This is a genomic window from Bradyrhizobium sp. USDA 4510 (assembly GCF_054059095.1).
Window position 1 is genome coordinate 8,814,846 of record NZ_JBSSBT010000001.1, and the last position, 25,493, is coordinate 8,840,338.

Annotated in this window: 32 protein-coding genes; 20 read left to right on the top strand and 12 right to left on the bottom strand. The window is 64.4% G+C overall.

The genetic code is table 11. The annotated features are described in order from the left end of the window. Positions 1-25 precede the first annotated feature (25 nt). The gene (locus ACVMDN_RS40855) at positions 26-811 is read right to left on the bottom strand and encodes an enoyl-CoA hydratase/isomerase family protein (RefSeq protein WP_076832869.1); all 786 of its coding nucleotides are present in this window, start codon (positions 809-811) and stop codon (positions 26-28) included. A 14-nt stretch (positions 812-825) separates the two neighbouring features. Then, on the bottom strand, positions 826-1,938 hold the full coding sequence (locus ACVMDN_RS40860) for a cyclic nucleotide-gated ion channel (protein WP_057016272.1): 1,113 nt from the start codon (positions 1,936-1,938) through the stop codon (positions 826-828). A gap of 317 nt (positions 1,939-2,255) precedes the next feature. Between ACVMDN_RS40860 and ACVMDN_RS40865 the strand changes: the two genes are divergently transcribed. Further along, positions 2,256-2,924 (top strand): Crp/Fnr family transcriptional regulator, encoded by a 669-nt coding sequence (locus tag ACVMDN_RS40865; protein WP_016847460.1) that lies wholly within the window; start codon positions 2,256-2,258, stop codon positions 2,922-2,924. A 29-nt stretch (positions 2,925-2,953) separates the two neighbouring features. Continuing rightward, positions 2,954-3,823: a DUF6537 domain-containing protein gene (locus ACVMDN_RS40870; RefSeq protein WP_082653713.1), complete on the top strand. Its 870-nt coding sequence runs from the start codon at positions 2,954-2,956 to the stop codon at positions 3,821-3,823. 114 nt (positions 3,824-3,937) lie between these two features. Here the strand turns inward: ACVMDN_RS40870 and ACVMDN_RS40875 are convergent, their stop codons facing one another. From ACVMDN_RS40875 to ACVMDN_RS40885, 3 genes are read right to left on the bottom strand one after another with little or no spacing between them, the layout of a single operon-like run. Then, the gene (locus tag ACVMDN_RS40875; RefSeq protein WP_057016270.1) at positions 3,938-4,156 is read right to left on the bottom strand and encodes a hypothetical protein; all 219 of its coding nucleotides are present in this window, start codon (positions 4,154-4,156) and stop codon (positions 3,938-3,940) included. Positions 4,157-4,207: 51 nt separating this feature from the next. Continuing rightward, positions 4,208-4,420, bottom strand: coding sequence for a hypothetical protein (locus ACVMDN_RS40880; RefSeq protein WP_016847463.1), 213 nt, complete (start codon positions 4,418-4,420; stop codon positions 4,208-4,210). A 25-nt stretch (positions 4,421-4,445) separates the two neighbouring features. Then, positions 4,446-4,637 carry a hypothetical protein gene (locus ACVMDN_RS40885; RefSeq protein ID WP_016847464.1) on the bottom strand — a complete coding sequence of 64 codons (192 nt, stop codon included), beginning with the start codon at positions 4,635-4,637 and terminating at the stop codon, positions 4,446-4,448. 307 nt (positions 4,638-4,944) lie between these two features. Between ACVMDN_RS40885 and ACVMDN_RS40890 the strand changes: the two genes are divergently transcribed. From ACVMDN_RS40890 to ACVMDN_RS40900, 3 genes are all read left to right on the top strand, one after another. Continuing rightward, positions 4,945-5,151 carry a hypothetical protein gene (locus ACVMDN_RS40890; RefSeq protein ID WP_057016269.1) on the top strand — a complete coding sequence of 69 codons (207 nt, stop codon included), beginning with the start codon at positions 4,945-4,947 and terminating at the stop codon, positions 5,149-5,151. A gap of 92 nt (positions 5,152-5,243) precedes the next feature. Beyond that, complete coding sequence (locus ACVMDN_RS40895) at positions 5,244-5,606, top strand: PRC-barrel domain-containing protein (protein ID WP_076832528.1); 363 nt, start codon at positions 5,244-5,246, stop codon at positions 5,604-5,606. 211 nt (positions 5,607-5,817) lie between these two features. Next, complete coding sequence (locus tag ACVMDN_RS40900; protein WP_076832525.1) at positions 5,818-6,579, top strand: Crp/Fnr family transcriptional regulator; 762 nt, start codon at positions 5,818-5,820, stop codon at positions 6,577-6,579. A 256-nt stretch (positions 6,580-6,835) separates the two neighbouring features. On the opposite strand, the gene ACVMDN_RS40905 is transcribed toward ACVMDN_RS40900, so the two are convergent. Continuing rightward, on the bottom strand, positions 6,836-8,245 hold the full coding sequence (locus tag ACVMDN_RS40905) for a TAXI family TRAP transporter solute-binding subunit (RefSeq protein ID WP_076832523.1): 1,410 nt from the start codon (positions 8,243-8,245) through the stop codon (positions 6,836-6,838). Here ACVMDN_RS40905 and ACVMDN_RS40910 point away from each other — a divergent pair. The 3 genes from ACVMDN_RS40910 to ACVMDN_RS40920 all read left to right on the top strand — a co-directional run bounded on the left by ACVMDN_RS40910 (position 8,244) and on the right by ACVMDN_RS40920 (position 9,597). Further along, a complete protein-coding gene (locus ACVMDN_RS40910; RefSeq protein ID WP_141342405.1) occupies positions 8,244-8,483 on the top strand; it encodes a hypothetical protein in 240 nt (79 codons plus the stop codon). The genes ACVMDN_RS40905 and ACVMDN_RS40910 overlap by 2 nt on opposite strands. 187 nt (positions 8,484-8,670) lie before the next feature. Continuing rightward, positions 8,671-9,024: a DUF3307 domain-containing protein gene (locus ACVMDN_RS40915; RefSeq protein WP_082653700.1), complete on the top strand. Its 354-nt coding sequence runs from the start codon at positions 8,671-8,673 to the stop codon at positions 9,022-9,024. Between the two features lie 171 nt (positions 9,025-9,195). Next, positions 9,196-9,597 (top strand): hypothetical protein, encoded by a 402-nt coding sequence (locus ACVMDN_RS40920; RefSeq protein WP_016847470.1) that lies wholly within the window; start codon positions 9,196-9,198, stop codon positions 9,595-9,597. 7 nt (positions 9,598-9,604) lie between these two features. On the opposite strand, the gene ACVMDN_RS40925 is transcribed toward ACVMDN_RS40920, so the two are convergent. Both ACVMDN_RS40925 and ACVMDN_RS40930 read right to left on the bottom strand, forming a co-directional pair. Then, positions 9,605-9,931, bottom strand: coding sequence for a YkgJ family cysteine cluster protein (locus tag ACVMDN_RS40925; protein WP_076832520.1), 327 nt, complete (start codon positions 9,929-9,931; stop codon positions 9,605-9,607). After that, complete coding sequence (locus ACVMDN_RS40930) at positions 9,931-10,629, bottom strand: helix-turn-helix transcriptional regulator (RefSeq protein ID WP_028336549.1); 699 nt, start codon at positions 10,627-10,629, stop codon at positions 9,931-9,933. Before ACVMDN_RS40930 ends, ACVMDN_RS40925 begins: the two co-directional genes overlap by 1 nt. Positions 10,630-10,836: 207 nt before the next feature. Between ACVMDN_RS40930 and ACVMDN_RS40935 the strand changes: the two genes are divergently transcribed. Continuing rightward, positions 10,837-11,070, top strand: coding sequence for a hypothetical protein (locus tag ACVMDN_RS40935; RefSeq protein WP_057015989.1), 234 nt, complete (start codon positions 10,837-10,839; stop codon positions 11,068-11,070). 64 nt (positions 11,071-11,134) lie between these two features. Continuing rightward, entirely contained in the window at positions 11,135-11,866 is a 732-nt protein-coding gene (locus ACVMDN_RS40940) for a glutathione S-transferase family protein (protein WP_057015990.1), read from the top strand. A 75-nt stretch (positions 11,867-11,941) separates the two neighbouring features. Here the strand turns inward: ACVMDN_RS40940 and ACVMDN_RS40945 are convergent, their stop codons facing one another. Next, positions 11,942-12,577, bottom strand: coding sequence for a pyridoxamine 5'-phosphate oxidase family protein (locus ACVMDN_RS40945; RefSeq protein WP_057015991.1), 636 nt, complete (start codon positions 12,575-12,577; stop codon positions 11,942-11,944). Positions 12,578-12,696: 119 nt separating this feature from the next. Between ACVMDN_RS40945 and ACVMDN_RS40950 the strand changes: the two genes are divergently transcribed. Next, positions 12,697-13,590 carry a LysR family transcriptional regulator gene (locus tag ACVMDN_RS40950; protein WP_076832514.1) on the top strand — a complete coding sequence of 298 codons (894 nt, stop codon included), beginning with the start codon at positions 12,697-12,699 and terminating at the stop codon, positions 13,588-13,590. On the opposite strand, the gene ACVMDN_RS40955 is transcribed toward ACVMDN_RS40950, so the two are convergent. Both ACVMDN_RS40955 and pobA read right to left on the bottom strand, forming a co-directional pair. Further along, positions 13,587-14,042, bottom strand: a complete 456-nt coding sequence (locus ACVMDN_RS40955; protein WP_076832511.1) for a PaaI family thioesterase — start codon at positions 14,040-14,042, stop codon at positions 13,587-13,589. The two genes, ACVMDN_RS40950 and ACVMDN_RS40955, sit on opposite strands and share 4 nt — an antisense overlap. A gap of 265 nt (positions 14,043-14,307) precedes the next feature. Continuing rightward, positions 14,308-15,477, bottom strand: coding sequence for a 4-hydroxybenzoate 3-monooxygenase (gene pobA / locus ACVMDN_RS40960; RefSeq protein WP_057015994.1), 1,170 nt, complete (start codon positions 15,475-15,477; stop codon positions 14,308-14,310). 268 nt (positions 15,478-15,745) lie between these two features. Here pobA and ACVMDN_RS40965 point away from each other — a divergent pair, with 268 nt between their 5' ends. From ACVMDN_RS40965 to ACVMDN_RS41005, 9 genes are all read left to right on the top strand, one after another. Then, a complete protein-coding gene (locus tag ACVMDN_RS40965; protein ID WP_076832508.1) occupies positions 15,746-16,768 on the top strand; it encodes a TRAP transporter substrate-binding protein in 1,023 nt (340 codons plus the stop codon). Between the two features lie 172 nt (positions 16,769-16,940). After that, positions 16,941-17,507 (top strand): TRAP transporter small permease, encoded by a 567-nt coding sequence (locus tag ACVMDN_RS40970; RefSeq protein ID WP_057015996.1) that lies wholly within the window; start codon positions 16,941-16,943, stop codon positions 17,505-17,507. Between the two features lie 6 nt (positions 17,508-17,513). Continuing rightward, positions 17,514-18,830 (top strand): TRAP transporter large permease, encoded by a 1,317-nt coding sequence (locus tag ACVMDN_RS40975; RefSeq protein WP_057015997.1) that lies wholly within the window; start codon positions 17,514-17,516, stop codon positions 18,828-18,830. Positions 18,831-18,834: 4 nt separating this feature from the next. Then, positions 18,835-19,296 (top strand): DUF3237 domain-containing protein, encoded by a 462-nt coding sequence (locus tag ACVMDN_RS40980; protein WP_076832505.1) that lies wholly within the window; start codon positions 18,835-18,837, stop codon positions 19,294-19,296. Between the two features lie 331 nt (positions 19,297-19,627). Next, positions 19,628-20,422 (top strand): crotonase/enoyl-CoA hydratase family protein, encoded by a 795-nt coding sequence (locus ACVMDN_RS40985; RefSeq protein ID WP_076832502.1) that lies wholly within the window; start codon positions 19,628-19,630, stop codon positions 20,420-20,422. Next, positions 20,419-22,290: a feruloyl-CoA synthase gene (locus tag ACVMDN_RS40990; RefSeq protein ID WP_076832499.1), complete on the top strand. Its 1,872-nt coding sequence runs from the start codon at positions 20,419-20,421 to the stop codon at positions 22,288-22,290. Before ACVMDN_RS40985 ends, ACVMDN_RS40990 begins: the two co-directional genes overlap by 4 nt. Positions 22,291-22,310: 20 nt before the next feature. Further along, on the top strand, positions 22,311-23,072 hold the full coding sequence (locus ACVMDN_RS40995; protein WP_057016001.1) for an SDR family NAD(P)-dependent oxidoreductase: 762 nt from the start codon (positions 22,311-22,313) through the stop codon (positions 23,070-23,072). A gap of 62 nt (positions 23,073-23,134) precedes the next feature. Beyond that, positions 23,135-23,554 (top strand): acyl-CoA thioesterase, encoded by a 420-nt coding sequence (locus ACVMDN_RS41000; protein ID WP_057016002.1) that lies wholly within the window; start codon positions 23,135-23,137, stop codon positions 23,552-23,554. A gap of 146 nt (positions 23,555-23,700) precedes the next feature. Beyond that, positions 23,701-24,849 (top strand): ABC transporter substrate-binding protein, encoded by a 1,149-nt coding sequence (locus tag ACVMDN_RS41005; RefSeq protein WP_076832497.1) that lies wholly within the window; start codon positions 23,701-23,703, stop codon positions 24,847-24,849. Positions 24,850-24,974: 125 nt separating this feature from the next. Here ACVMDN_RS41005 and ACVMDN_RS41010 read toward each other — a convergent pair whose 3' ends face one another. Beyond that, positions 24,975-25,370, bottom strand: a complete 396-nt coding sequence (locus tag ACVMDN_RS41010; RefSeq protein ID WP_141342403.1) for an endonuclease domain-containing protein — start codon at positions 25,368-25,370, stop codon at positions 24,975-24,977. Between the last annotated feature and the right edge of the window lie 123 nt (positions 25,371-25,493).

A 25,493-nucleotide genomic window follows, 5' to 3' on the forward strand; every position in this document is an offset into this window, starting at 1 on the left:
AGGGAGTGTGCCGTGCGACCAATCGCTAAAACCGCGGCGCCCGCTTCTCGGCGAAGGCCTTGATGCCTTCCTTGATCTCGTCGCCGCGCATGCTGTCGCGGTGGCGGGCGTCGGCGGCGGCTTCATCCAGTGCGCCGCGGGCGAATTCGTTGATTGCGCGCTTCATGCCGGCCATCGCCTTGGGCGCGTTGCCCGCCAAAATCGTCGCGAGCTTGTCGACTTCCTCGTCGAGCAGATCGAGCGATACCATCGCGGTGAGATAGCCGATCCGCAGCATCTCCGGCGCCGATATTTTCTGCGCGGTCAGGAACAGCATCCTGGCGTTGTCGACGCCGAGCCGCGTGACGTAGCGCTGGATGCCGCTCTTGTAATAGTGCAGCCCGAGCCGCGCCGCCGGCATGAACATCTCGGCGGTATCGACGCCGATGCGGAAGTCGCAGGCGAGCGCGAGGTCGGTCGAGCCGCCATAGACCCCGCCATTGAGCCGGCAGATCGTCGGCACGCTGAGATCCTCGAGGCGGTTGACCACGACCTCGAACGCCGAACCCGCGCTCTGTTGTTCGCTGGCGCTCACCGCGCGCTCGGCGACGGAGTTGAGGTCGTAGCCGGCGGAGAATGCGCGGCCGGTTCCGGTCAGCACCAGCACGCGGATCGCGGGATCGGCCTCGATCCGGTCGAACAATGTCAGCAGCTCGCCGAGGTCCTCGGCCTGCAGGCGGTTGAGATGCTTCGGCCGGTTGAGGCGGATCGTTGCGCGTGCGCCCGCGATTTCGAGCACGGGTCCGCTGGCGGTGTCGGCCGCGTCAGCCATCTTGGTCTCCATCATTATTGATTCTCACGTTCGCGCCGCTTGGCCTCGGCGTCGATGGTCTCGGCGAGATCGGGATGCCTTGCCATCAACAGGCGGAAATCGACCAGGTCAAGCACCAACAGCCTGGTCACCTTGCTGGTCGAGACGCTGGCGCCGCGCTTGGTGTTGCCTAGCAACGCCATCTCGCCGAAGAACTCGCCTTCGCCAAGCTTCACCTTGCGCCCGGGCAGGTCGACCTCGACCTCGCCGGCGGCGACGAAATACATGCAGTCGCCATTGGTGTCCTTGCGGATGATCATGGTGCGCGGCGGCAGGTCCATGGTCCGCAGCATTTGGGTGACGTCGGCGATCGCGGCCGGGCCGAGATGCGCGAAGAACGGCACCTTGCTGACGGTCTCCCAGGTTCTCAAGAAATTGTCGCGGCGGGTTTCGGCGGCAAAACCGGTCGCCAGGATACCGGTCCACAGCCCGAACACGCCGAGGCCCGAGATCATCACCATGGCGGCGACCACGCGGCCGAGCGGGGTGATCGGCACCACGTCGCCGTAGCCGGTCGTGGTCAGCGTCACCACCGCCCACCACAGCGCCGCCGGCACGCTGCCGAAGGTTTGCGGCTGGACGTCCCGCTCCAGGAAATATTCCGCAACGGAGGCCAGGAACACCACCATCAGGAAGATCACGAGCACGCTGAGCAGCGGCCCGGATTCCACCACCAGCACGCGCCGGAGCTGGCGCAGGCCGGGAATGCCCGGCACCACCTTGAGCACCCAGAGCACGCCGAGCAGCCAGGCGGTTTTCGGCTCGACTCCGGACAGCAAGGCCACCGGCACGGCCAGCGCGCCGATCGCGTCGACCACGCCGGCGCTGGACAGCGCGTAGAACCAGAATTTGCCCTGCCGGCCCATGTGGCGCAGCCGCACCAGCCATTCGAATACGAAATAGGCAAGGCAGGCCCACAGCAGCGCATCCACCCAGCGCGGCGCCGCGTCATGGGCCGGCGCGACCGTCAGCAGCGTCATCATGGCGACACCGGCCGCGACGGCGACATAGGCCGCCGTGGTCATGTTGCGGCCGGCGGTGGCGGAAACGAAGCGCGTCAAGGCCGGAAGGACGAGCCGCTTGGACATCGGAACGGAGCTTGCCTGTCGATGAATTGCTGGAATTGAGGCCCTGCGAACGGCAGAGCCGATGTCACAACGTGCCTCTCCCGGTTGAGGCCGTCAACGCGCAGGCCATGGCGGGATGCTCGCGGCGGAAGACCCATCAGTTGGACGAAAGGCCTAACCATGTTGGCCCGATTTTGCGCCCGCGAATGTGAGAAATCGGACAAAACGTCGCTTTTTCCCCGTATATCAGGGATGCTGGTCGCCGATGCGACCTTGGCCGGAATGAAGCGACTAATAAGGCGATCTTATTCACTTCTTGAGAAATTGGTTGGTTTCCGATGGATACCTCACATCTCGCGGAGCACGCCGGCGCCGCCGGCAGTTTCTTCGCATCGATCTTCGTGGTTGCCACGCTGTCGATGCGGACCATGATCCCGTTGCGCGTCTTCGCCATCCTGACCAACATCATCCTGATCGCGACCGCCGTCCCGACCCACAATTACGCGACGCTGATCCTGCATGCCGTGCTGCTGCCGGTGAACACCTATCGGCTGCACCAGATGCTGCAACTGGTCCGCAACGTGAAGAAATCGGTCAACAGCGATCTGTCGATGGAATGGCTGAAGCCGTTCACGACGGAACGCAAATGCACCGCGGGCGAAGTCCTGTTCTACAAGGACGAGAAGGCCGACAGCATGTTCTACATTGTCAGTGGCCGCTTCCGCCTGGTCGAATCCGGCATCGAGCTGCCGGTCGGCGCCCTCGTCGGCGAGTTCGGCATGCTGTCGCCGTCGAACACGCGAACCCAGACGCTGGAGTGCGTCGAGACCGGCATGGTGCTGTCGGTGACCTATGACCAGGTCGAGCAGCTCTACGTCCAGAACCCGGCGTTCGGCTTCTACTTCCTGCGCCTCGCCAGCGCCCGCCTGTTCCAGAATATCTCGACGCTCGAGCAGCAGCTCGCGCAGCACGCCACCCCACAGGTCGCGGAGCCCAAACCTGCATGAGCCCCGTGACGAGTTCTGGAGGCGCCGCAGTGGCGGATGACGACGGTCTCCTGGCTTCGCTCCGTTACCTCTTTGCCGATATCATCGGCGATGAGGACGAGGGGCCGCCGGTGCTGCCCGACGCCTGCCCGGACCATCTCGGGCCGGCCGTCACCAAGGCCATCGATCTGTTGATCGCCTATCAGAGCACGAGCTACGCCCAGCTCTATATCGACCGGCTCAAGCGCTTCGTCGGCCGCCGCGGCGTTGACGACGCCCTGCTTGCCGAGATCGCCCGCCTGATGGCGGAGCGCATGGCCTATGAGGACGCGATCCGCATCGCGCAGCTCAAGCTTGGCGAAGTCAGTGCGGTGGGCGGCCTTGCGGCGCGCTCGGCCGACGACGTCAAGAAGTTTCGCCTTGACGAGTTGATCGACGCCCTGCCGGCGGTGGTCGCCGATCCGGTGCTCGGCGTGCTGGATCAGTTCGGCTGGCGGCGTCGCCGGGTCTCGATCCGCTTCAGCGCGAACAACCGCTTCAGCGTTCGCCGGCTCAGGATCGAAGCGGGCCTGAAGCGCTGGCGGCTGTTCTCGGGACGCTATGCCAGGGAGCGCGTCTGGGTCGAGCGCTGGCTGCACATGATCGACCGCAGCCTGACCAAGCAGCCGAGCGCCGCCCCGGCGGTCGTGCAGACCGCGACCATGATCCAGGGTTACGGCGATCCCTACCGCCAGGGCATCGCGGACTGGCACGTGATCATCGACGGGCTCGCCAAGCCGACCTTCGACGGCGTGCTCGTGCTCCCCGACCTTGCCGGCGCCATTGCGGAAGCGCGCGCTGCCACCATGCCCGATCCGCGGCAGGCAGCGCTGAAGCGCAAGATCGCGGAGATCCGCGCTCGGGCGCCGGCGGTGTCGTAAGAACCTTCGCCGTCATTGCGAGGAGCGAAGCGACGAAGCAATCCAGTTCCCCGCTTGCGGCGCTGTGGATTGCTTCGCTTCGCTCGCAATGCAGCGGGAATCTGCCGAAGCCATCTACTGCTTGATGTGCGGCGGCTCGTCGTAGCCGCGACGGCTGGAATAAAACAACAGGCCCATCAGGCCGATGCAGACCGCGGCCAGAAGCGCAATGCCGATCGTAAACACCACGATGCCGTAGGTCGGCACCGGAGCATCCACGGTCAGGCCTTCATAGGCGTAGGCGCCGACGGCGGCCAAAAAGGCCAGCAGGCCGATACTGATTGCAATGCGCATGCGTAGCTGCCTCTGCTGAGGGCCGAGGGCAACAGGCACTTACGCCGGTTTTCACGCCGCGGCGGTGGCCTTGGCCAACGCCTGCCGTCCGGCTTCGGTCAGCTCGGAAAGCGTCGTCCTGCCGCTCTTGGCGCATTTGATGATGTATCGGGCAACGCGGCGGCGGGTGTCATGTTCCTCGCCGTGAGGTGCGTCTGCGCAAACGCGATCGAGCGCAACGTTCATGGCGAAGAGCGTGCGTGAGTCAAACCGTTCCTCGATCATCGCAGCTCTCCTTTGAGACTCGCGGCTACTTGCGGAACGTCAGCCATTCGCTGACTTCCATCACAGTCTCGGTCTGTCTGGCCTTCTTCATCAGCATTTCGCGTTCCCGTCCCGGCGGCAGCTTGCGTGCCGCAATGCGCGAATCTTCGGCGAATTTTTGCAAGCGGTTTTCGAACGATCCGGGAGGCCGCGACCTGTTGCGCTTCTTCTTGATCATGCCGTCTCCGAGCTGGAACCAGCAATACTAGGCTTGTTCCCCGGATGCCGTCGTTAACCCATGACATCGGTCGAATTGAAAAAACGCGCGCCGGAAATTGCGACCCAAAATCGGGACCTGAGATCGCGACCCGGGATCGCGAAGATCGCAGGAACGATCTTCGGCGCTCTGCGTAACACCCGTGCGTTCGCTGCTTTGCTCCCCGAAAGGCGGTGGACCACTCCGGTGACGGGCCTCGGCGAATTTGATCGCCGGGGCCCGCATGTCTTCAAGCAAGGCAGCCAAGGCAACAAGAAGGACATAAGCAGTGGCACATTCCAATCAGGGTATCGTCAAAGACGACAAGGGGCAGGAGCAGCCGGCCGACAAGCAGCGCGCGCAGGCCGCGCACAAGACCGACCCGCGAAAGTCGAATGCGCGCGAAGCGACGCGTGATCCGAAATTGAACGATGCCGACAAGACACCGGGATCCGGCATGACATCAGACGACCGCGGCGATCCTCCAACGGGCTGAACGGCGTTCCGCTTTTGCAGCAATCGCGGCAATGCGGCAGGAACGATGACCCGGGTTGACCGTTGGCGTCGAGGGATCAATGGAGAATCGACATGGCGATGGACGAGAAGGAGGTCGGAAACCTGATCGGCAGCGACAAGGTCGAGGGCACCGCGGTCTATGGCTCCGACGAGCGCAAGATCGGCTCGATCGAACGGGTGATGATCGACAAGAAGAGCGGGCGGGTGTCTTACGCCGTGCTCGGTTTCGGCGGCATTCTCGGTCTCGGCAACGACCATTATCCGCTGCCCTGGCAGTCGCTCAAATACGACACGAGGCTGGGCGGCTATATCACCGGCGTCACCGAGAGCCAGCTGCGCGGCGCGCCGAAATACGGCAGCGAGCGCGAGTGGAATTGGTCCGATATCGGCACCACGCGCGCGGTGAACGACTACTACGGCGTGCCGTTCGTCTGAACGTCCCTTAGACGTCCCCCTGAGCCGGGGGACCCGTATTTCACCGGTGGTACCACCGGGCGTCGAGGTGTGCGTGATGCTCGGGGATGTAACCGTCGCATCCTTGGGACGTCTGTACACTAGTGAACATACCTCAATAACTGTGCAAGGTAACATACGTAATTGAAGTCGGTCCTGCAGTTGCCCGATTAAACATGCGGGAGACCAATCGTTGGCGTCGCTAGTCCGGAAATTGGAGCAGTTTGCACGGCTTTCGCCGGTAGACCAGGTTCTTCTCAATCGCGCGTCTACCGAGCGCGTCCGCCATTTTGGTCCGCGGGTCGACATCGTCCGCGAGGGCGAGAAGCCGAAGGACGTCCATCTGATCCTGTCCGGCTGGGCCTATCGCTACAAGCAGCTCGAGGACGGCCGGCGTCAGATCGTGGCCTTCTTCTTGCCCGGCGACATTTGCGATGTGAACGTCTTCATCCTGCGCGAGATGGATCATTCGATCGGTACCGTCACCGCAGTGTCGATCGCCGACCTCTCCCGCGAATTCTTCGACAAGGTCGCAGCCGGACATCCGCGCATCGTGACCGCGTTCTGGTGGGAAACCCTGGTCAACGCGGCGATCCAGCGCGAATGGACCATGAGCCTCGGCCAGCGAACGGCGCTGGAGCGGATGGCCCATCTGCTGTGCGAGATCTGGCTCCGGCTGCGGGCCGCAGGCCTGACCCAGGGCGACAGCTGCGATTTCCCGCTGACCCAGGGCGATCTCGCCGATGCCACCGGGCTCTCCAAGGTTCACGTCAACCGAACGCTGCAGGAATTGCGCGCCGGCGGCCTGATCGTACTCAAGGGAAAGACCCTGGTCGTCCCCAATCTCGAGCGGCTGATGCACGCCGGCCTGTTCAACCCGAACTACCTGCATATGGATCACGAGGGACGGCAGCTCGACGCCGCTGCGACGCCGACGGACGCGGCGGTCGGGTAGTAAGCGCTGCGCTCCGGTGCATGTCGAGAGCGTGCCGATGTATGGTTCACCGGCCGTTCAACATACGCGGTGTCGTCCTGGGGAAAGCCAGGACCCATTACCCCAAGTCTCAATTGTTGCGCGATGCTGGGGCCGCGATCCCGTTCATCAGCGAAAGCGGTGGTAATGGGTCCTGGCTTTCGCCAGGACGACAGTGGTGCATGCGGCGCGATCGCAGGGACGACAGTTGTATCTGTGGCGTGACCAACGGCTTGGTTCACCCATTGGCCGCCTTCACCACCACGAGGTTCTCGTCCGGCGTCGCCGGGTGGCGCTTGAGGTGATCGCGGCGCAGTGCGATCTCGTCGCGGACCAATTCGTAGCCGAGCTTGAACGTGTCCATTCCGTCGCCGGAAACGGTGCCGTCGCGCAGGCCGGTCACCGCGCCGCGCAGGATCGCCTCGAGCTCATCCTGCAATTCGTCGAGATGCTCGGCGCAAGTGGCGTGCTCGACGCGCTCGCCGATGTCGAGGATCCTGCCCGCCAGCTCGCTGGCCTTCTCCGGTGCGACGCGGGTGATCTTGGTGTAGATCGCGGCGAAGATCGAGCCGATGATGCTGAGGGCGGCGGCGCCGAGATACATCACGTCGCTGTAGCGATCCATGAACGACTTGGTATCGTCGTTGATGTATTCGGCGGCGCCCTGATGGGCGACGATGAAGGCGTCCTTGTCGGTCGCCGCCGGCTCGATCTTGGAGGCAAAGCCGTCGTCGAGCGCGAGCTCCGACTTGTTCTCATAGATGATGCGCGCGAGCTCGGCGGCTGTCGTCGTGGACATCGAGGATTGCGCGACCAGCAGCCATTCCAGCCCGATGGTGTCGACCTCGTCATCGGGGATCGCCGGCGAGGACGACAGCATGCCGGTCGAGACCGTCTCCTCCGAAATCGCCGGGTATTTGCGCGCCAGCGCCTTGGCCGCGTCGATCGCATTCAGCGTGAAGCCGCCGGGGCGCTTGGCATATTGCTCGTAGGTCTTGTCCTTCACGATCTTCGAAGCATGCTCGATCGCGATCACGGCGGCAAAGCCGGAGGCGAACAGCTTGTCGAAAGGTGTGTTCGGCGGCGCCTGCTGTACCCGCTGCGCCGCGTCGGGGCTGTCCGCAATCTCAAGCGCGCTGCGGACGAAATTGACGCTGTTCTCGCCGTCGCCGACGACCGCGATCCGCTTCTTCTTGAGCTCGCTCAGCGATTTGATCTTCTTGCCGCCGGGGCTGAGCACCAGCACCACGTCATGCTCGAGGATCGCGATGGCGCGGGCACGCGGCGGCACCCTTGCGTCGGTACGCAGGATGGCAAGCGAGGCGTCGCGGCGATCGAATTGCGCCAGCGCCCTGGCGTTGTCGGGGTTCGGCGCGATCTTCAGCCGCAGCCGCGACGAATTGTTCTTCAGCACGGTGGCGAGCTTGGCGGCGAATTTCGCCTCCGGGCCCTTGGCATCGCCGACCGCGAACACCAGCAATTCGGAATTGCGCAGCCAGAGCCGGCCGCCGATCACGGTGACCGCGCTCAGGAGCAGCGTCAGCAGGGTGAAGACGATGATCTGCGCGCGGTTGGTCTTGACGACCGGTTTGGCGACCGGAGGGCTCGGCGGCGGCAGCGGCGCAGGCGAGGGGGCTTCGGCACTCATGGCTGATTACCTGGCTCATCACCCGTCCGGGACGGCCCGTTGCCGCGACCCGATCGGCGCGGCGCTGCCCGGTGAATCCGTAAATGGCTATAAAAGAAAGAAAATTTCCTATGTTGCCGACGATATACCTCCCCGGGGGGAATGCAAACCGGCCGCCGGCCGTAACCTTAATCTCGGCCGGCCTGCGCCGCGATGCCACATGACCATTGCCACTATCGACGGTCGGAGCGAGATGTGATTTTCGAGGAGGCGCAGGTGCATTCCGGCGCCGGAGATGTCATAAATGAGACACGCTTCGGTTTGCGGAATTGTGCTGACGGCCTGACCCGGATTTCTTGCAATCACATTCATCGAAGTAAAAGGGCGTCAGCTTGTTGTTTCCCTCCATGTCATCGTCGGTGTCGGTTGGTGCCCTGGTGGGATGGATGTCGCTTCTCACCGCAAAGCACATCATCGCCGACTTCATGCTGCAGAACGCCTGGATGGCGATCGGAAAGGACCAGAAGACCGGCTGGGCGCTGCCGCTGCTGGCGCACTGCCTGGTCCATCTCGCGGTCGCGCTGGCGCTGATCCTGGTGGTGGCGCCGCGGTTCTGGTATGTCGCCTTCATCGACTTCGTGATCCACATCATCGTCGATCGGGCCAAGGGCATCTGCGCCTCGCATTTCGGCGTGACGCTGGAATCCGGCCACCCCTGGTTCTGGACCCTGATCGGGGTCGACCAGGCGCTGCACCACCTCACCGGCTTCGCGCTGTCGATCTACATGGCCGCGAACTGAGCGGCTCGCGCGCACCTTTCCTCCCGTCCTGAACCACGAATCCAGCCGGGTTGCGGCGGGCGGATGTGATTCGCGCGCAACGGGCAAGACCCTCCGGAAGCGACCGGAGGCCGTGGTTAACCTTTCGTTAGAGGATTACGCGGCATCTTCCCGATCGAGGGGGATTTGCAAATGTTTTCAAGCCGCGACGCCTTCGAGAACGATGCCTGCCCGGTGGCCGACGATCTGCTCGGCCAGATGTATCGCGCCAATCCGAACGGGCTCTCGTTGCTGGTTGCCAATGTCGCGCCCGATGTCAGGGCGAGGCTCGCGCTGTTCTGCTATCGCCGCAGCCATCTGCACGCGCTCGCGGTCGCGATCGCGTCGAGCTGCAGCGAGTGGGAGCTGGCGAATTCAGGCGGCCGTGTCGGCTCGACGCTCTACGCGCTGTCGCGCGAGCCGGCCCGCGCCGCCACCGTTTCGCATGGTGGCCGCAAGCCGATCACGCTGTCGACCAAGCCGCTGACGACCTTCGCGCCGATCGTCGATGACGAACTCGACGACGAGGACGTCAGCGACAGGGTCACGGCGTAACGTCTGGCTAGATCGGCTGCGCGCTCGCGATGAGCGGCAGCCCGTGCCGGCGCCGCGCCATCGCGCATTCCGCGTCGCCCGGCTGGCAGGTCCGGCATACTTCCGGCCGCACCGGATAGACCTCGCAGCGCGTTGCTTCTCCGACCCGGCCCGCTAGCGCCGAGCAGCGATCGCCCTCGCAGCGCATGCCTGATTGTCGCGCATTGACGAATTGCGGTGGGATCAGATCGAGCTGCGCGTCGTCCTCGATGGTGAAGCGCGGCCAGTTCTCCGAATAGCTGCAGCAGGCGCCGCAGGACTGGCAGGGGCTTGTGTCGGTCGCGTTGTCGGCCATCAGGTGTCCCTCGGCGCTTCCCAGACCAGGCTGCGCCGCCAGCGCGCCCTGAGCAGGTCGCGCCGCTCCGGATACTTCTCGTCGTGATAGACCGCCGTGACCACGCGGTCGGTGCGGAAGCTGCGGAAATCCTTGCGCAGCTCGCACCAGGCGGCGAGCAGCCGCACCGCCTCGTGATAGCCGACCGCGATCGGCCAGATCGTGCGCTCGCTATCGCGGCCATGCTCGTCGCGATAGTTCAGCGTGATCTTCTTGCCCTCATGGATCTGGCTGCGGGTCCTGACCATGTCGATGCGGTCGGGCTCCCGGTTCCAGGCCGAGCGGGCCCGGCTCGCCGGCTCCAGCACGAACGGCCGCAGCCGGTCGGGCACGGTCTCGGCGATCTTGGCCATCAGGTCCTCGGCCGCGCGCGCCAGCGCGGGATCGGCGTGGCCGACCACCCATTGCGCGCCGAGCACGCAGGCCTCGATCTCGTCGGGTGTCAGCATCAAGGGCGGCAGGTCGAATCCCTTCTCCAGGATGTAGCCCATGCCGGCCTCGCCGCGGATCGGCACCCGCTGCTCGATCAGGCTGGCGATGTCGCGATAGATCGTCCGCTTCGATGTCTCGAGCTCGGCGGCGATTGCATCGGCAGTCAAAGGCTTACGGGTGCGTCGGAGCACCTGGATGATCTGAAACAGCCGGTCGGCGCGTCTCATGGCAACTCTCTCGATCGCTCTCTTGGCACGTGTCTTGTCGAGTGTCTCGGTAGCGGTTTTGGCAGCCGTCTTGACGAGTGTCTTGACGGGTCTCGTCGTCTCTCGGTGCGCAGGCTTTTCTGGGTCCCGTCCGGCTGCTGCTGACAGCATGTTGGCAGCAGGTGGGGGCTATATCAGGACAACACCTCAAGTGAAGGGAATTTGTCCATGACGAATCTTGACGAACTCGGTTTCCGGCAGGCGCAAGGCTTTGCGCTGGAACAGCTGGTCACGGTCTACTCCACCTCCGGCGACCTGCGCTGGGCCCTGGTCGCGCTGATCGCACAGTCGATCAGCACGGTCTGGTCCTACGGGCGGGCACGGCTGGTCAAGCGCGTTCGCGGGGCGGTTCGCCGCCTCGCACCCGCCGGCCCGTTCGACAGTGAATGCCACTACTGCTGACACCATGCTGGCAGCAGGGGACGGCTAGCTTCAATTCACGACCACAGGCGATCGGGAGCTTCACATGATTACGCTTTTTGGCTTTGGCACGGGCTTCGGCTTGCCGGAAATCAGCCCCTTCGTGACCAAAACCGAGGTCCAGCTCAAGATGGCCGGGCTCGACTATCGCAAGGAGAAGGCGATGCCGCCGGCCTCTCCCAAGGGCCAGCTGCCGTTCATCGTCGACGACGGCGAGACGATCGCCGATTCGACCTTCATCCGCGCCCATATCGAGGGCAAATACGGCTTCGATTTCGACGCGCCGCTCAGCCTGCAGGCGCGCGCCCAGGCCTGGGCCTTCGAGCGCATGATCGAGCATCACGTCTACTGGGCGCTGGTCGGCGCGCGCTGGGTCGACGACACCAATTTCGCCAAGGGGCCCGCGCATTTCTTCGACGGCGCGCCCGACCATATGCGCGACAAGATGCGCGAGGACGCCCAGTTCCGCGTTGCCGAGAACTATCTGCTGAGCGGGCTTGGCCGTCACGGACCGGACGAAGACGTCGATCTCGCGATCCGCTCGCTGTTCGCGCTGTCTGTGCAACTCGGCGACAAGCCGTATCTGATGGGCGATGCGCCGTGCGGCACCGATGCCACCGCGTTCGGCGCGCTGGCGGGAATCCTCACCCCGTTCTTCGATTCGCCGCTGCGCGAGCGCACCGAGAAGTTCGACAATCTCACCGCCTATGTCGGCCGGATGATGCGGCAATACTATCCGGAATTCGCCTGGGCGCCGCTGCAGCAGCAGGCGGCCTAAAGCGCGATCGCGCTTTAGGTTTAGTTCGGGGCATGATCCTTTCGGAAAACCGCTTCGCACTTTTCCGGATCATGCCTAAGCCGGCGCGGCAGGAGCGGGCTGGCCCTTCAATGCGGCCAGCTCCGCCTCGAGCTCGGCGATGCGCTGGTCGCGCGAGGCCAGCGCTGCCGCCACATCGGCCGCGTCGAACTTTTGCGGAATGTGCTGCGGGCAGTTGGTGTCCCACGCCGTGACCTTGAACAGGATCACCTGCTCGGGCCGCGCCCGGTAGCCCTGCGGCATCAGCGTGCGGGTCAGCGCCGGATCGTCCTCCACCACCTTCGCCTCGCCCCACAGCTTGACGCGGCGGCGGTGCGCGTAATCCATGACGAAGATATAGGCCTTGGCATTCTCCGAGAGATTGCCCTGGGTGATGAACTGGCGATTGCCGCTGTAGTCGGCGAACGCGATGGTGTGCTTGTCGAGCACCTTGATAAAACCCTTCGGTCCGCCGCGATGCTGGATGTAGGGCTGGCCGTCGGCCGAGGCGGTCGCGAGATAGAAGCTGTTCACCTCGCCGAGGAAGCCGGCGAGGTTCTCGTCGATCTCGCTGCGCCAGCCGCCATGTGCCTCGACTTCGGCGTAGGTGGCGCGTGAGCCCTTGCGGGTCTGGATCGCCTTCACCGCCGGACTGAATGCGACGTCGCTCGCATAGCTGTGACCATCTGACATCGGAGCCTCCCGTGACGGGCGCCTGAGTGGTTGTCCTCGCCGCTTAAAGATGGACATTCCAAGATCGTAAGCAATCTTGTGCATTGACACTTCACTGTTGCCGATTATGCAATAGTGCCATGGACCGGATCGACGCCATGCAGGCCTTCGTCGCGGTGGCGGACCTCGAGGGGTTCGCCCCCGCCGCCCGCAAGCTCGGCCTGTCGCCGTCCGCCATCACGCGGCTGATCGCGGCGCTGGAGGAGCGGCTCGGCGCGCGGCTGCTGCAGCGGACCACGCGGCAGGTGACGCTGACGGACGCCGGCTCGCGCTATCTGGAGCGGGCGCGCCGGATCCTCGCCGATGTCGAGGAGGCCGAGGACGCGGTGGAGAACGAGCGCACCCGCCCCGGGGGGCGGCTGGTGATCTCGGCACCGTTCGGCTTCGGGCGGCTCCATGTCAGCCCGGTGGTGAGCACCTATCTGAAGCGCTATCCCGGCGTCGGCGTTGACCTGCGGCTGTCGGACCGCAGGATCAATCTGGTCGAGGACGGCGTCGACCTCGCGGTCAGGCTCGGGCACCTGCCGGATTCGACGCTGGTGGCGCGGCATGTCGGCCGGATGCGCCGCATCGTGGTGGCGTCGGCCGGCTATCTCAAGCTTCGCGGCAGGCCGAACCGGCCGGCGGACCTCACCGCCCACGACACGATCCAGTTCGGCGCCATGACCGCGACGCCGGATTGGCGCTTCATGGAGGATGGCCGCGAAGTCCGCATCACCCCTACGCCGCGCTTCACCAGCAACAGCTCGGACGCCGCCATCCAGTACGCCGAGCAGGACGGCGGACTGACCCGGGTGATGGCCTACCAGGCGGCCGAATCGCTGAAGGCGCGGCGGCTCCAGATCGTGCTCGCCGAGTTCGAGCAGCCGGCTGTGCCGATCCACGTCGTCTATCCGACGACGCGGCTGTTGTCGGCCAAGGTGCGGACCTTCATCGATCTCGTGACCGAGGTCACCGACTGGTATTTCGACTAGCTCACCGGCGGCTTCTTCGGCACCACGCGGAAGGTGCCGTTGGCGCGCGCGATGGTCACCCCGTCGGCCTTGATCAGGCTCTGCGCGAAGCAGATCGTGCTGCCGGTCTTGATCACGTCGCTCTCGATCGCGAGCCATTGCCCGACATTGGCGGAGCCTACGAAATCGACCGCGAGCGAGATCGTCACGAACGAGGTGGTCCAGCCGGTCGCCTGGCCGCAGCTATAGCCCATCGCGTTGTCGGCAAGGGCTGCGATCAGGCCGCCATGGATCAGGCCGCGGCCGTTGGTATGCGGCCTCGCCAGCCGCAGGCCGATGATGACGGCACGCTCGGTCTTCTTCTGGTAAAGCGGCTCCCAGGGCTCGGTGAGCGGGCTCTTGCGGAACAGCGGCTCGAAGCCTTGAGGGACGTCTTGGGGATTGTCGGGCACGACTTGCGTATCGGTGGTCATCTGAAGCTCGCATATGACGTTGGGTTGACGCCATTGAACGCGATGTCGATGACGGTTTCACCGCCTACAAAGTTTTAAACGGGATTTGCACGGCTGTTTGAAGCGGCCCGGCTCGTCATCACCCGCGAAAGCGGGTGATCCAGTATTCCAGAGACCGCACCGCATGAATCGAGAAGCCGCGGCGTACTGGATACCCCGCATGCGCGGGGTATGACGACGGAGATTGCGAAGAGGATGCTGCTCGACAAAAGCATCCGCGACTTATCTAGAACGGCAGCCCCACATAATTCTCCGCCAGCGAGGTCGAGGCCGCCTTCGAGCTGACGAGGTAGTCGAGCTCGGCGATCTGGATGCGCGCGGCGAATTCGCCCTCGTCGGGGAATTTGTGCAGCATCGAGGTCATCCACCAGGAGAAGCGCACCGCCTTCCAGACCCGCGCCAGCGCGCGTCCCGAATAGGCATCGATGCCGGCGGAGGATTTCTCGTCGTAGTATTCGCGCAGCGCCTGCGACAGATAATGCACGTCGCTGGCGGCAAGGTTGAGGCCCTTGGCACCGGTCGGCGGCACGATGTGCGAGGCGTCGCCCGCCAGAAACATGCGGCCGAACCGCATCGGCTCGGCGACGAAGCTGCGCAGCGGCGCGATGCTCTTTTCGATCGAGGGGCCGGTGACGATCTCGTCGGCGGCCTTCTGGTCGAGGCGCCGCTTCAATTCATCCCAGAACCGCTCGTCCGACCATTGGTCGACATGATCGTCGAGCGGGCACTGCACGTAATAGCGGCTGCGGTGGGACGAGCGCATCGTGCACAGCGCAAAGCCGCGCTCGTGGTTGTTGTAGATCAGCTCCGGCGAGACCGGCGGCGTCTCCGAGAGGATGCCGAGCCAGCCGAACGGATACACCCGTTCGTAGCTGGTGATCGCCGACGCCGGCATGCTGGCGCGGCTGATGCCGTGGAAGCCGTCGCAGCCGGCGATGAAGTCGCAGGCGATCTCGTGGGTGACGCCGTCCTTGACGTAGCTGACGCGCGGATGATCGGTATCGAAATCAAGCGGCTTGACGTCGGCCGCCGAGTAGATCGAGGTCAGGCCGGCCGCCTTGCGGGCATTCATCAGGTCGAGCGTGACCTCGGTCTGGCCGTAGATGGTCACGGTCTTGCCGGTCGAACCATGCAGGTCGATGCGGTGCCGTGCGCCGCCGAACGCCAGTTCGAGACCGTGATGGACGAGGCCCTCCTGGTGCAGCCGGGCAGCGGCGCCGACGCTCTCGAGCAGCGACACGGTGCCTTCCTCGAGCAGCCCGGCGCGAATCCGCCCCAGCACATAGTCCGGGGTCTGCCGCTCAAGAATGATGTTGTCTACGCCGAAAGTATGAAGTAGTTGCCCAAGCAACAGTCCGGCCGGACCTGCACCAATGATTGCTACTTTTGTCCGCAATACCTTGTCCTCCCGATCGGATAGGCTTTTAGCCGGTGCCCGCGCCGGCAACTTGCCAAGGCAACTATATCATATAACGATTTTGGCAAGGCGGATTTGCGCGGGACCCGCGCGTTCGCCGCAGCGCAAGATGCGGTGGCGCGGGACCGGGCGGAGGGTGCGACGAGGCGTCCGCCCGCCGGATTTCATCTTGAATATCCGCGCGAATTAGATAACATGTTAAGTAATGAGCCGGGCACGAAGCCCGTCCTGGAGAGGAGGAGACGTGATGAGGAAGACAATGTTGGCGGTGTTGATGGCCGCCGCCATCGTGCCGGCCGCGGGACCTGCCGTCGCGCAGGACAAGACCGTCAATCTCAAGGTGTCGCTATGGGTGCCGCCGGCGCATCCGCTGGTGCCCGCGACCCAGGCCTGGGCCGCCGACATCGAGAAGGCATCGGGCGGCACCATCAAGGTCACCGTGTTTCCGTCCGAGCAACTCGGCAAGGCGTTCGACCATTACGACATGGCGCGCGACGGCATCGCCGACGTCACCTATGTCAATCCTGGCTATCAGCCCGGCCGTTTCCCGATCGCGGCCGCAGGCCAGCTTCCGTTCACCTTCTCCGACGGCAAGAAGGGCACGCTGGCGCTGAACGAGTGGTATCACAAATATGCGCCGACCGAGATGAAGGACACCAAGCTGTGCTTCGCCTTCATCCACGATCCGGGCGCGCTGCACGGCAAGAAGAAGATCGTGCTGCCGAGCGACCTCTCCGGCGTCAAGGTGCGTCCCGCGCAGAGCACCATCGGCGAGATGGTGAAGATGTTCGGCGGCACCAATGTGCAGGCCTCCGCGCCGGAATCGCGCGACGCGATCGAGCGCGGCGTGGCCGACGAGATCACCTTCCCCTGGGGCTCGATCTTCCTGTTCGGCATCGACAAGGTGGTGAAGTACCACATGGACGTGCCGCTCTATTCGACGGTGTTCACCTACAACATGAACCTCGCCAAATATAATTCGATGTCGGCTGCCCAGAAGAAGGTGATCGACGATCACTGCACGCCGGAATGGGCCTCCAAGGTCACCGACCCCTGGACCGATTTCGAAGCCAATGGTCGCACCAAGATGAAGGCGCTGGAAGGCCACGAGGTCTATCCGCTGACTTCGGATCAGCTCGCCGAGTGGAAGAAGGCAGTCAAGCCGCTGCGCGACAGCTGGGCCGAGGCGGTGAAAAAGGCCGGCGGCGATGCGGCAAAGATCGATGCCGATCTGCAGGCCACGCTGAAGAAGTTCGAGGCGGGGATCTGATCCCGCTCCCCTTCACCTCTCCCCGATTGCGGGGAGAGGTCGGATCGCATCGCCAGATGCGATCCGGGTGAGGGGGTACAGGTCTCACCGCATTCACGACTCGTGGAAGCAGCCCCTCACCCCAACCCTCTCCCCGCAAGAGCGGGGGAGAGGGAGCTCATCGAAGCAACGCATGACGCAATCTGCCGAAGTTTCCCAAGACGGCGCGATCACCGGCCCACCCGAGCCGGCGCGCAAGAATTTCATGGATCGCTTCATCGATTCGATCGAATGGGTCGCGGCCTTCTTCGTTGGCGTCGTCGCGCTCAACACCTTCACCGCGGTGTTCATGCGCAAATTCTTCGCGGTGACGATCCCCGACTACTACAATTTCGGCCAGTTCCTGCTCGGCATCCTGATCTTCTGGGGAATTGCGGCGACGAGCTATCGCGGTACCCACATTACCGTGGATCTGGTCTGGGCCAATGCCTCGCCGCGCTACCAGCGCTGGATCGACATCTTCGCGACGCTGGTGCTGCTGTTCGTGGTGAGCGTGCAGACCTACACGCTGGTCGACAAGGTGATCGACACCAGGAACAGCCATATCGTCACCATGGATCTCGGCGTGCCGGTCTGGCCGTTCTTCCTGGTGTCGTGGATCGGCGACGTCTCCGCGGTGCTGCTGATCGCGATCCGCACCTACCGCCTGATCTTCCATCCGGAAGATATCCATGATGCCAAGATCAAGACCGCGGAGTAGACGGCCATGAGTCTCGACCTCAGTCCCGAGACCGTCGCCGTCATCGGCTTTGTCAGCCTGTTCGTGCTGATGCTGCTCCGTGTCCCCGTCGGCATGGCGATGGGCCTCGTCGGCATCACCGGCTTTGGCTATCTCACCGGCTTCGCGCCGGCGCTCAAGCTGGTCGGCCAGACCACGATGCGTACGGTGACGGATTATTCCTTCGGCGTGATCCCGATGTTCCTGTTGATGGGCGCCTTCGTGTCCGTCTCGGGCATCAGCCGCGAGCTGTTCCGCGCCGCCAACACCTTCGTCGGCCATTGGAAGGGCGGGCTCGGCATTGCGACGATCGCCGCCTGCGGCGGCTTTGCCGCGATCTCCGGCTCGTCGGTCGCGACCGCCGCGACCTTCTCGGCCGTCGCCTATCCCGAGATGCGTCGCTTCGGCTATCCGCAATCCTTCGCCGCCGGCGTGATCGCGGTCGGCGGCACGCTCGGAGCGATGCTGCCGCCGTCCACCGTGCTCGCGGTCTACGGCATCATCACCCAGCAGGACATCGGCAAGCTGTTCATCGCGGGCGTGGTGCCGGGCCTGCTCGCGATCCTGATGCATATGATCACGATCGGCATCATCGGCGTGACGCGGCCCGCTTTCCTGCCGGCGGGAAAGAAGGCGTCGTGGCACGAGCGCTTCGTTGCGCTGCGCGACGTCTGGTCGCCGCTGCTGCTGTTCCTGTTCGTGATCGGCGGGCTCTATGGCGGCTTCTTTGTCCCGACCGAAGCCGGCGCGGTCGGCGCGGTGGGCGCCTTCATCATCGGTATCCTCCGCGGCAAGCTGACCAGGGACGGCATCCTGCAATCGCTGCTGCAGGCGACGCGCACCGCGGCCGCCGTGTTCACGGTGCTGATCGGCGCGCTCTGCTTCGGCTATTTCCTCACCATCACCCAGACGCCGCAGCACGTCACCGAATTCCTCACCGGGCTTGGCATCGGCCCCTATGGCGTGCTGGCGCTGATCCTCCTGATGTATCTGGTGCTCGGCTGCCTGATGGACGCGATGGCGATGGTGATCCTCACCGTCCCGATCGTGTTTCCGGTGGTGACCGCGCTCGGCTTCGATCCGATCTGGTTCGGCATCATCATCGTCATGACGGTCGAGCTCGGCCTGATCCATCCGCCGGTCGGTATGAACGTGTTCGTGATCAAGAGCGTCATCAAGGACGTCAACATGTCGACGATCTTTGTCGGGGTGCTGCCGTTCGTCATCACCGACCTGATCCGGCTGGTGATCCTGATCCTGTTCCCGCTGCTTGCGACCTGGCTGCCGCAGCGCATGATTGGTTAGGCCTATGAATCCCGAGCTTGAGACCAGATACGTCTTCACCATCACCGCCCGGATCGCGGAGGTGACGTCCGCCGGCGACATCGGCACCGGCGTCCGCCGCATCATTCCGATCATCGGCGGCGAGGTGAAGGGCGAGAAGGTCAACGGCAAGGTGCTGGCGTTCGGTGCGGACTTCCAGATCATCCGGCCCAATGAGCTGATCGAGCTGGAGGCGAAATATGCGTTCGAGACCGACGACGGCGCCGTCGTCTATGTCGAGAACAAGGGCATCCGCTTCGGGCCGGTCGAGCTGTTGCAGAAGCTGAAGCGCGGCGAGCCGGTCGACCCGAAGCTGATCTATTTCCGCACCGTGCCGAAATTCGAAACCGGCGCCGAAAACTACCGCTGGCTGATGCAGCACATCTTCGTCGGCTCCGCCGCCCGCCACGCCGACCGCGTCGTGATCGACGTGCATCAGGTGCTGTAGCTTCGCACACTTGCCGTCTCACCCGCCGGGATCCGCCACACATTCGGTGTCGTCCCTGCGAAGCAGGACCCATACTCCGCGGTCTGTGCCGTGAACGGGACTCGTCGTTCCGCCGTCGCGCAGCAATAACCGTTTGTGGTTATGGGTCCCCGCTTTTCGCAGGGACGACGGGTGGAGGGAGCCGCGCGTATCAACTCCATCACCGTCACCCTGAGGAGGCCGCGCAGCGGCCGTCTCGAAGGGGCGATGGCCACCAGCCGTCCGCGCCCATATTGACTCTCCCGCTAATTGTTATAAAGCATAACTATTCTGAACGGGAAACAATAACGCCATGGGAAACGCTGCCGGCGAGGGAGACGCTTCGCTGCTCAGGATCGAGACGCGAGGGACGGTGCTGACGGTCGGGCTGAACCGTCCCGCCAAGCGCAATGCGCTGAACGACGGCATCATCCTGGCGCTGCGGGATTGCTTCTCCGCGATACCGGATGCGGTCGGCGCCGTCGTCATCCATGGCATCGGCGATCACTTCTCGTCCGGCCTCGACCTCTCCGAACTGACCGAGCGCGACGCCACCGAGGGCCTGGTGCATTCCCAGATGTGGCACCGCGTGTTCGACCGCATCCAGTATTGCCGCGTGCCTGTCATCGCCGCACTGAAGGGCGCGGTGATCGGCGGCGGACTGGAGCTGGCTTGCGCCGCGCATATCCGCGTCGCCGAGCCGTCGGCCTATTTCGCGCTGCCCGAGGGCCAGCGCGGCATCTTCGTCGGCGGCGGCGGATCGGTGCGGCTGCCGCGCCTGATCGGCGTGCCCAGGATGGCGGACATGATGCTGACCGGGCGGGTCTATTCGGCGACCGAGGGCGCCGCCTACGGCTTCTCGCAATACCTCACCGAGGCCGACGGCGCGCTGCCGAAAGCGCTGGAGCTTGCCGAGCGCGTCGCCGCCAATGCGCCGCTGACCAACTTCGCCGTGTTGCAGGCGCTGCCGATGATCGCCGAGGCCAATCCGCAGACCGGCCTGTTGATGGAATCGCTGATGGCGACGGTGGCGCAGAGCGACAAGGAAGCCAAGAAGCGCATCCGCGCGTTTCTTGATCGCAAGACCGCCAAGGTAAAGCCGACATGAGCGCCGCGCCGTCTGCGAACACTGCGAGCGCGCATCCGCTGCGCCCGATCTCGTTCGGTAATCCCGACGTTACCGTCGAGCGCCGCGACGACGGCACCATCTATCTCCGACCGAAGCTTAGCCTCGCCGATTTTCCGGTTCGCCTCACCGATCGCCTGCACCACTGGGTAAAGGCCGGGCCGAACCGCGTGTTCATGGCCGAGCGCGCCGCCGGTGGCGGCTGGCGGCAAATCACCTACGCGCAACTGCTCGAGGCTATCAGGCGCATCGCCTCCGCATTGATCGCGCGCGGATTGTCGGCCGAGCGGCCGATCGTGATCCTGTCGGGCAATTCGATCGATCATGCCCTGATGGGGCTCGGCGCGCTCTATGCCGGCGTTCCGTTCTGCCCGGTGTCGCCGGCCTATTCGCTGGTGTCGCGCGACTATGGCAAGCTCAGCTTCGTCATCAAGCTCCTGACGCCGGGCCTCATCTTTGTCGACGATGCCGACAAGTTCGCCGACGCACTGCGTGCCAATATCGGACCCGATGTCGAGATCGCCGCGAGCCGCGGCACCGTGCCCGGCCGTGAGGTGACGCGCCTTGCCGGTCTCCTGGCGACGCCGGAAGACCCGCGCCTCGATGCGACCCATGCGGCAATCGGTCCGAACACGATCGCGAAATTTCTGCTGACGTCGGGGTCGACCGGCAATCCCAAGGCCGTCATCAATACCCAGCGCATGATCTGTGCCAACCAGGTGATGCTGCGCGAGACGCTGGCGTTCCTCAAGGATGAGCCGCCTGTGATCGTCGACTGGTTGCCGTGGAATCACACCTTTGGCGGCAACCACAATGTCGGGCTGACGCTCTATAACGGCGGCTCGATGTATCTCGATGAGGGCAAGCCGATGCCCGGCGGCATCGAGGAGACGGTGCGAAACCTGCGCGAGATCTCGCCGACGGTCTATTTCAACGTGCCCAAGGGCTATGAATCGCTGCTGCCCTATCTGCGCGATGACGCCGGTCTGCGGGCAAAATTCTTCGCCCGACTGCATGCGATGTTCTTCTCGGGCGCCGCGCTGTCGCCGTTCATCTGGAACAGCCTCGATGCGCTCGCCGTGCAGGAGAAGGGCTATCGCGTGCCCATGCTGACCGGCCTCGGCGCCACCGAGACTTCGCCGTTCTTCATGTCGGTGCGCCCGGATACCAGCCGCTCCGGCCATGTCGGGCTTCCGGTGTCGGGCAATGACGCGAAGCTCGTTCCGAACAACGGCAAGCTCGAGGTCCGCGCCAAGGGCCCGAACGTGACCCCGGGCTATTGGCGGCAGCCCGAGCTGACCGCCAAGGCGTTCGACGAGGAAGGCTTTTACAAATTTGGCGACGCGCTGAAGCCCGCCGACGCTGGTGATCTCGATGCCGGGTTCGATTTCGACGGCCGCATCGCAGAGGATTTCAAGCTGGCGAGCGGCACCTGGGTCAGCGTCGGCCCGTTGCGGGCGCGCTTCGTCGGCAACTGCGCGCCGCTGGTGCGCGACGTCGTGATCGCGGGGCTCAACCGCGACGAGCTCGCCGCGATCGTGATCCTCGATCTCGATGGCTGCCGCCTGATCAATCCGCAGCTCGCCTCTGGCGATATCGCGGCCGCGGCCAATGATCCGCTGGTGCGGGCGGCCTTCAGCGAGCGCTTCGCGCGCGTGCTGGCCGGCGCCACCGGCTCGTCGAACCGGATCGCGCGCGCGATCCTGCTCGATACGCCGCTGTCGATCGATCGCGGCGAGGTCACCGACAAGGGCTCGATCAACCAGCGCGCGGTGCTGGAGCATCGCACGGACATCATCGAAGCGCTCTATGCGCCGGTGCCGCCGGCATCGGTGATCACGTCAGTCTAGTTCTCGAACAGGAGAAAGCCATGCAGTTGAAGGACCAGGCCGCCATCGTCACCGGCGGCGCATCGGGATTGGGCGCTGCGACCGCGCGCGGTCTCGCCGCGCAGGGCGCCAAGGTCGCGGTCTGCGACCTCAACGCCAAGCTCGCCGAGAGCGTCGCGGCGGAGATCGGCGGCATTCCCGTCGTCTGCGACGTCGCCGATGCTGCGGCGGCCGAGGCCGCGGTGGCCGCCGCCGCCAAGGCGCACGGCCCCGCGCGCGTGCTGGTGAACTGTGCCGGCATTGGGGTGGCAAAACGCGTGATCGGTCGCGAGGGGCCGATGGCGCTCGGCGACTTCGACAAGGTGATCAAGGTCAATCTGATCGGCTCGTTCAACATGCTGCGGCTTGCGACCGCTGACATGGCCAAGCTCGAGCCGCTCGCAACCGGCGAGCGCGGCGTCGTGATCTCAACGGCCTCGGTCGCGGCCTATGACGGCCAGATCGGGCAGGCGGCCTATTCGGCATCGAAGGGCGGCATCGTCGCGATGACGCTGCCGATCGCGCGCGAGCTCGCGCAATTCGGCATCCGCGTTCTGACCATCGCGCCCGGCCTGTTCATGACGCCCCTGCTGGCCGGCCTGCCGCAGGAAGCGCAGGATTCGCTCGCCGCCGCGATCCCGTTCCCGCGCCGGCTCGGCCAGGCCGACGAGTTCGCCTCGCTGGCGCTGCACATGATCGACAACCCCTATCTGAACGGCGAAGTGGTGCGGCTCGATGCCGCGCTCCGGATGGCGCCGCGCTGAAGCATGATCCGGAAGAGCACGAACGCCCTTCCGGATCGCTCATGCTCGATCGAGGATAAACCATGTTCGTCAATCGGCGCGACGTGCAGATCCAGTGGGGCGATTGCGACCCCGCCAACATCGTCTATTACCCGCGCTACTTCGCGATGTTCGACGACTCGACCTCGATCATGTTCGAGGCCGCCGGTTGCTCGAAGCAGGACCTCGTCCACAAATACGGCCTGGTCGGCATTCCCATGGTCGACACGCGGGCGAAATTTCACATCCCGTCGACCCATGGCGACTGGATTACCATCGAGAGCCGGATCGAGAGCATCAAGCGCTCGAGCTTCGAGGTGGTGCACCGCGTGTTCAAGGACGAGGCGTTGGCGATCGAGGCGTTCGAGACCAGGGTGCTGGTCGGCCGCCACCCGGACGATCCCGCCAAGCTGAAATCGGCGCCGTTTCCGCAGGAGATCATTGACCGCTTCATGAAGTGCTGACTCGCACCCCCTCATGACTCGACTTTCGGAGCATGATCCTCTCGGAAAACCGGTTTCCACTTTTCCGGATCATGCTCTAAAGAAGGGGCTGAATTGGCCCGCAAAACCGGTTTAAACCCAAAAAACTTAACTGCAGGGAGGAATGAATGAGGAAGGCCACTCTCGCCGCGGCGCTCGCAGCAGCCATCGCGCTGCCGGGCGCGCCCGCACTGGCGCAGACCAATGAAATCACCATCGGCATCTCGATCTCGACCACGGGGCCCGCCGCGGCGCTCGGCATTCCCGAGCGCAATGCGCTCGATTTCGTGCCGAAGGAGATCGGCGGCGTACCGCTGAAGCTGATCGTGCTCGACGACGGTGGCGATCCGACGGCCGCGACCACCAACGCGCGGCGCTTCGTCACCGAGTCCAAGGCCGACATCATCATGGGCTCCTGCACCACGCCGCCGTCGATCGCGGTGTCGACGGTCGCCAACGAGGCCGGCATCCCGCATTTCGGCCTCGCGCCGTTCCCGATCAACGAGGCGCGCATGAAGTGGTCGGTCGACCTGCCGCAGTCGATTCCGATCATGGGCAAGGTGCTCTACGAGCACATGAAGGCGCACAACATCAAGACCGTCGGCTATATCGGCTATTCGGATTCCTACGGCGATCTCTGGGTCAACGACTTCAAGGCGCAGGCCGTGCCGATGGGCCTGACCATGACCGACGAGGAGCGCTTCGCGCGTCCGGATACCTCGGTCGCCGGCCAGGTGCTGAAGCTCGTCGCCGCCAATCCCGACGCCATCTTGGTCGGTGCTTCCGGCACCGCTGCGGCGCTGCCGCAGACCGCGCTGCGCGAGCGCGGCTACAAGGGTCTGATCTACCAGACCCACGGCGCCGCCAGCATGGACTTCATCCGCATCGCCGGTGCGGCCGCGGAAGGCGTCATCATGTCGGCCGGCCCGATCATGTCGCCGGAAACCCAGCCCGACAGCGCGCTGACCAAGAAGCCCGGCCTCGCGCTGAACACGGCCTATGAAGCCAAGTACGGCGCCAACAGCCGCAGCCAGTTCGCCGGCCACTCGTACGATGCCTTCGAGGTGATGAAGCGCATCATCCCGGTGGCGCTGAAGACCGCCAAGCCCGGCACGCCGGAATTCCGCGAGGCGATCCGCAAGGCCTTCATCTCCGAGAAGGAGATCGTCGCGACCCAGGGCGTCTACAACTGGACCGAAAAGGATCGCTACGGCCTCGACGACCGTTCGCGCATCCTGCTGACGGTCAAGGACGGCAAATACGTCCCGGCGATGTGAGCTGGACGCAATCTCTGAAACGAAGAAGCCGGTCCCGATGGGGCCGGCTTTTTCTTACCCTCCCCTGGAGGGGGAGGGTCGCTTCGCATCGCAAGTAGCGATGTGAAGCGGGGTGGGGTGGTGGTCTATCGCCGTCGGTAGTGCTTCAGCGGCACAGCTTCCGCTTCGCGAGCGCCATAGAGCTCGACATAGATCCGTTCGAGCACGGCATTCAAATCCTCACTGACCTCCGAATTCCAGAACCTGACGACGCGATATCCTTCCCGCTCCAGCCACTCTTGTCGCGCACGATCGCGCTTCGCCACTTCATCGTCGTTGTGGTGTCCACCGTCCGACTCGACGATGAGTCGCTTGGCCGGGCAGAAGAAATCGACGACGTAAGGGCCAATCGGTGCCTGCCTTCGAAAATGCGTTCCGTCCGTTGGCAGCTCTCTCAGCGCGCGCCACAGGATTCGTTCATGCGGCGTCGTGTTGGCGCGCAGCTCTGCGGATTGATGTTGAGACCATTTGTGTGGCTTCACCCCACCCCGATCGCACCCGCGATGCTGCGCTTCGCGCGCGCAATCGACCCTCCCCCTCCAGGGGAGGGTGAAGTGGAGCGCAATCCTTGCGCGAATGCAAGCGCGGTCAGAAATCATTTCCCG